The 5,506-nt window shown below is 32.9% G+C and carries 1 protein-coding gene and 4 pseudogenes; 1 reads left to right on the top strand and 4 read right to left on the bottom strand.

Features of this window, described 5'->3' with window-relative positions; genetic code table 11:
• Window positions 1-13: 13 nt before the first annotated feature.
• Together V7183_RS13130 and V7183_RS13135 are read right to left on the bottom strand one after the other, a co-directional pair.
• Window positions 14-1,063, bottom strand: a pseudogene (locus tag V7183_RS13130) (IS4 family transposase); the annotation flags it as partial.
• A gap of 469 nt (window positions 1,064-1,532) precedes the next feature.
• Window positions 1,533-2,657, bottom strand: coding sequence for an S-layer homology domain-containing protein (locus V7183_RS13135; RefSeq protein WP_335359811.1), 1,125 nt, complete (start codon window positions 2,655-2,657; stop codon window positions 1,533-1,535).
• A gap of 891 nt (window positions 2,658-3,548) precedes the next feature.
• Here V7183_RS13135 and V7183_RS13140 point away from each other — a divergent pair.
• Window positions 3,549-3,677: pseudogene (locus V7183_RS13140) on the top strand (DUF3956 family protein); the annotation flags it as partial.
• Window positions 3,678-3,795: 118 nt separating this feature from the next.
• Here V7183_RS13140 and V7183_RS13145 read toward each other — a convergent pair.
• Window positions 3,796-4,018, bottom strand: a pseudogene (locus tag V7183_RS13145) (hypothetical protein).
• A 1,124-nt stretch (window positions 4,019-5,142) separates the two neighbouring features.
• A pseudogene (locus V7183_RS13150) lies at window positions 5,143-5,256 on the bottom strand (MerR family transcriptional regulator); the annotation flags it as partial.
• Window positions 5,257-5,506: the final 250 nt, after the last annotated feature.

Raw genomic sequence — 5,506 nt, forward strand, 5'->3', positions numbered from 1 at the left:
GTCCTTATCTGGACACGCCGATTTGCCAACGTAAAGAATACCAATCATGTACTTGTCCCATTGGGACAATATCTATAGGAGTATTTGTCATATATACATTGATACCGCTAAGTCGTTTACTACGAGCAGAATACTTCGTTCCTTTCTTTTTTTCTCTTACAGCCTGATCTTGTAATCGTTTTTGTTGCTGTTCTTCTGTAAGTCGATGAACAATTACACGAGCTGGCACTTTATCAATCATTCCTACATAAGCATCAGATATTTCGTATGTTTGCCCTGGTTGAAGAGAATTCATTAATGCCTCCATATCTATCTGTTTATATTCTGTTTTCTTCTTTAGTTTTCCGTTTTGATAATAATCAGGATTAGGATTTTTTTGATAAATACGTGTATTTGATTTAATACGAGAGGTATAGTAAGCCTTTTTATCTTGTATATGTTGAAGATCTTTCAGATGAAAATAGCCTAAATCTCGAATACACAAATCATTTTCTTTCACGGTTGGAACACACAGAGAACCATAGGTTCGATCATGTTGTTTTCCTGGACCTGTATGAATATGTAAAAACTGTCCACTTAATAGATCATACTCCAATTGAATTTTTAATCCCGCTGTATGACTACATCCCCCAGCACCTGGATAAGCGCTTGAAAAGGAATCAGGTAGTTGAAATGCCGTTGAATCTAAAATACGAATACGCTTAAAAATAGAAGTATATGTAGAAGAAATCGGCATAGATGAAACCAATTTTTTGTTTAGAAGTTCGGCTAATATGTGTTGTAAAAATTGAACAGCTGCTTGATTAAACCGTTGATTCAGTCCCTCAGGACTGATGAGCACTTCTGTTGATGATTCTAAACGGCTAGATAACTGAGTTAAAGAAGTCGTAGCGATATTTTGGCTCATCCATACACATAAAGCGACTAAATCTTTTGCTTGGTACTTACTGGTTCGTTGCACAAAACCAACATCTTTAGCAAGATCTCGTAAGGTATTTGGGGATAAAAAGCTTTGAATCTCTTGAGCGAACAGCTGTAATTCATCGGATACAGAAATAGACATAAAAAACGCCATCCTTTCCTATGATTCTACAGAAAGCATAGCGTATTTTTTCATTTTAGGGGGGATTTTGTTTTCTTAGCTTGATAGCGATGTGGCGATACCCCTAGAAGAGCTTTTAAAAGCATTTATGTAAGTTTATTATTTAGCTATTATTTATAAAAATTATCATACAAATAATCTGTATTTCAAAGATGAATTATTGATGTACAGATCATTTGTGTGAGTAAAAGAAAAAAGAATCCCAAAAGGAATGAGGACTTTTTCAGTCGCCTCATGTTTATGGGATTCTTTTTTTACTTTCTGATGTTATTGTATTAATTAAATATAGAGGGTAGCATAGTAAGGATTTAAATATGCGAACCATTAGTTTACATGTATTAGACTAATGGTTTATTTCTATCCAATTACTTACGTCTTTAATCACAAATAATAACTTCTTCTGTCAGTTTAAACCCTTGAAAAAGGTAAATTATTCACCAATATAAATGTAGCAGCTCTTACCATTAGCTCTTGGTCCTCCCATTTTTATTTTATATCGGCCTTTATCAAACGCAGATTCCCCATTTACATCTTTGACCAATTTATCTATCTCTTTGTCTAGATTTAAATCAGGGTATATCATAGTAATCCATCTTTTCGTCAATTCAATAGATGCTTTATGATCTGTGAAGAAAATAGAAAAATTATTCCCACCCTTTTCATCTAAACTCAATGGATACCACTCTTCATTTTCTTTTAACATTTTAGATGAAGTTAAATGTAGTATAGCACTTGTCTCCCAATACTTTATATCTAGATCATATTTCACATTTATATCATTAATGAGATCCTGTGCCTCTTTAGATATAGATTTACTATACACGGGAACATGGTCAACAATCGATTTATCAAAAGTAAAATCATCTGTCACCATGGATCTCGGTATTCCCAGCGGCATCACTTCAGGTTGCCCCGGCTTCTCTAACTTACTCATTGCACTATATAGAAACTGCGCAAACTGCTCACGAGTTACTACTTTTTTAGGCTCAAATAAATTGTCACCCGTACCTACAACAATTTTGTTCTCTTGTAGGGCACTAATCGCCTCAGTAGCCCAATAATTTTTTTCTACATCATTAAAAGTAGTAATAGATTGTTGCTTTAAATTAAATGTTTTTTGTAAAATCACCGCTAACTGTTCACGAGTTAAAACATCATCTGGTCCAAATTTATTATCCCAATACCCATTCCCATACTCATAATACCCATACCCATTCATAAGACCAGACCATGTAACAGCATAAATCTCTTTTTCAAACATAGTACCTTTTACATCTGTAAATTGATCTTCAAACCTATCACCTACAAGTAATGGCTGTAGATACACATATAGCAGACGAGCTGCTTGCCCTCGTGTGATATTATCGCCTAATCCAAACATTCCATTTCCATAGCCAGCTATAATTTGTTTATCTTTTAGATGCATAATTGCATCATAAGCCCAGTGACTTGTAGGAACATCTTTAAATGTTGTGTCTGCTTGTACATTCGCTAACGATGTTAATGTCGTCGTAGCAAGTGTAGCTCCTATTAAAAGCATTTTTGTTAGTTTCATACTGCAATCCCCTTATTTCTATAATTTCTCTTTACAAACAATTTCGGTTACCTTATATAATTCCTTTCCTAACATATTAATACTAACATGGATTCATATAATTCATATATAATGATAATAAAATTAATCTCATTAATACATTGATAACCTCTGTTCTACCCTTGGAATACATATGAAAAAAGTGACAATAATCAAATGAACAGTGTCAGCCATTTATTTGATTTAAACAACTTATCTTTACGCAATAAAACAGGAGTGCGAATTATGCTTTCACACTCCTTCCCAGGGTAGCACCAACATAACGCGGATTCTGTACGCTAAGACTATAATCCTTGATATGACAATGGTTGCATAATAAGAACCGAAAACGGTCGTTTAAGGAACTTTATTGAATTCTAATCAAACTAAGAGAAATATGGCCAAAAAACAGTTCCAAAACTCATTACCAAAAACAAAGTATCATACCAAATATCAAATGCCGTTTATGAAACCTTCTTATCGTACGGAAAAACCAAGTTTTTTAAATAAAAAATTCCTTAGCGTACGAAATTCGCGTTATGTTGGCGGGACCCCTTTAAGAAAAAATAATCAATAAAAAGCTAAACATCTTCTTACATAAAATAAAAAAGAGTCCTAAATTAATAGGACTCTTTTTTATTTTATGCCGAAAGTAAACTTTTAAATATTAGTTTACTTTCATTTCCCTTTGAATATTGAGTTTCCGCTGTTTTTCCATATTTCGAAGAAAATACCAACAAAAGTATACATTCAAATCGTTTATTTTATTAAAATTATGGAATGATGCTTATTTTCGTTCGTTATGTTTGTTTATTTTGTTAACACAGGTTAAATTCATATACTGTAGTAGATTACTAGAAAGGAAGCGTATACATGACAAGCTGTATTCTATTCGTAAATGGCCAACCTTTTTTAGTTGTCTCAGTAGCTGGAATCGAAGTTGCTAGACTTGAGATTTCTCTTGAAGTAGCATTAACTTTAATAGCATTAAGAATTCTAATTCCAAAAGAGGGCTTCGGCTCTCTTTTTTTATTTATCCTTATCTTCCCTTAACAAATAAGACCAGAAAATTCTTGAACAAAAAAAAGTGCTTTTTCTCAAAGCACTCTTCCAAAGGAATTTACCGATCCCGACGGTCATCGCGATCGAAGTCACAATCACGGTTACGTCTGCAACGGCATTCGCTAATAATTTCTTTATTATATAAAGAATCTCAAGTCAAGATCACGGTTACGTCTGCGACGACGGTCATCAAAATCTCTATGTCTGCGTCTACAGAACACTAAATCATCCCAAAATCTATCACAATCTCTGAAGTTCTCAAAACGACGATCATCTCTCATGAATATAAGTTCCCCCCTCATATTAAATAGGATTCATTATATTCTACGTTTAAAAGTAGAAAACAGCTTGTTTACTAGTCTATCTTCTTTATCTATTTTCATTAACAACAAACAAGACGTCACCCAGATCACAGCAGCATCTACGATAATTTCTATTGGGAGTTACCATACATGCCCATCAAGTTAACATAACCTATCATTATCAATAGCAAAATAAGTCTCAATTGTTATCCATGACTCCTAAACAGAAGTAATTATTACCGTACCCGATAAACGAAATTATAGGTAGTTACAACATGCTTACTCGTTTCATACAATATATATTGGTTAGATGACTACTCTTTTATAAAAGGAGGTGCAACAAATGATGCCTTATTCTAGTATGCCATCTCAAATGTATTCAGGACACATGATGCCTTATTCTGGTATGCCATCTCAAATGTATTCAGGACACATGATGCCTTATTCTAGTATGCCATATTAGATGTATCCAGGACATATGATGCCTACAGACAGTCAAACACCTCAAATGATACCCCACCCAGTTCCTGTTGTTGCAAGATAAGCAGCACGTAATCAAATTAAAATAACCTAACAACCTACATTAGCAACAAAACATTAAGAAAAGGCATTCCAAATATGGAACACCTTCTTTTATTTTGTAAAATCATCAACTTAAACCCATTTTTCAAATATACCCTTCAACAATCTGAAATATTCCAATTAACATAACCCCACTTATCAGCAATCAATGTATCTAGAAACCTATGAAAGTCCCTTCAGATCTTCTAAAGAAACTTTTCGTTCACATAATTTTCGTTATTGGAAGTTGTTTTTATAAGGCGTACTGCCAACATTTTAACGAAAATATACGCTAAGCAAAATTCAACATAAGAAAACGTTGATTTTACTACTCTAAGCGATATTATCAATCTCAAAAACGTAGGTATTTGAGACAAATGCACTTCAATGTAAAAGGTTCTGAAAAGAGCTTAAATAGTGTCTCAAAACTTATCTTTAAATCAAAATGTCAATTCAAATCGTGTTATTGGGTTTTGAGAATCCCTTAGCGTATAAAAACGTTAAAATGTGCGTGCTACCCCTATATAGGGTTCCGATCACATTTAATTTTTAAATAAACTAAAAAAACCTTTCCGTTTTTGTTTCTGATTTTGTCTCTGTATATCTCTAATGTTTTCAAGCAATAATTGATCTCGTTTCTCTAACTTTTTCTCTATAAGGGGTCACCATACATGCCCATCAACTTAAGAATTTTATAACACCCCAAAAACAAGAAAATATATATTTACAGTAATTTATAAGGATTAAACATTCTTCTATCACATAATAATTAACTCTTGAAAATTGATAAAAAATTTAATGCACGGTTATATCAATATGCTGTTGTAAAGATTAAAGGAGTGATATTAACTAAATATTTACAAATCTTAATTTCGAGATATAATAAGTTTAGAGTGAAAAAATACA

Origin of the sequence: Bacillus sp. JJ1127 (assembly GCF_036965845.1) — a bacterium.
GTDB lineage: Bacteria > Bacillota > Bacilli > Bacillales > Bacillaceae_G > Bacillus_A.

Bases quoted from the DNA above. Each gene is read 5' to 3' on its own strand.
- V7183_RS13135 (WP_335359811.1), bottom strand. From the start codon at position 2,657: ATGAAACTAACAAAAATGCTTTTAATAGGAGCTACACTTGCTACGACG.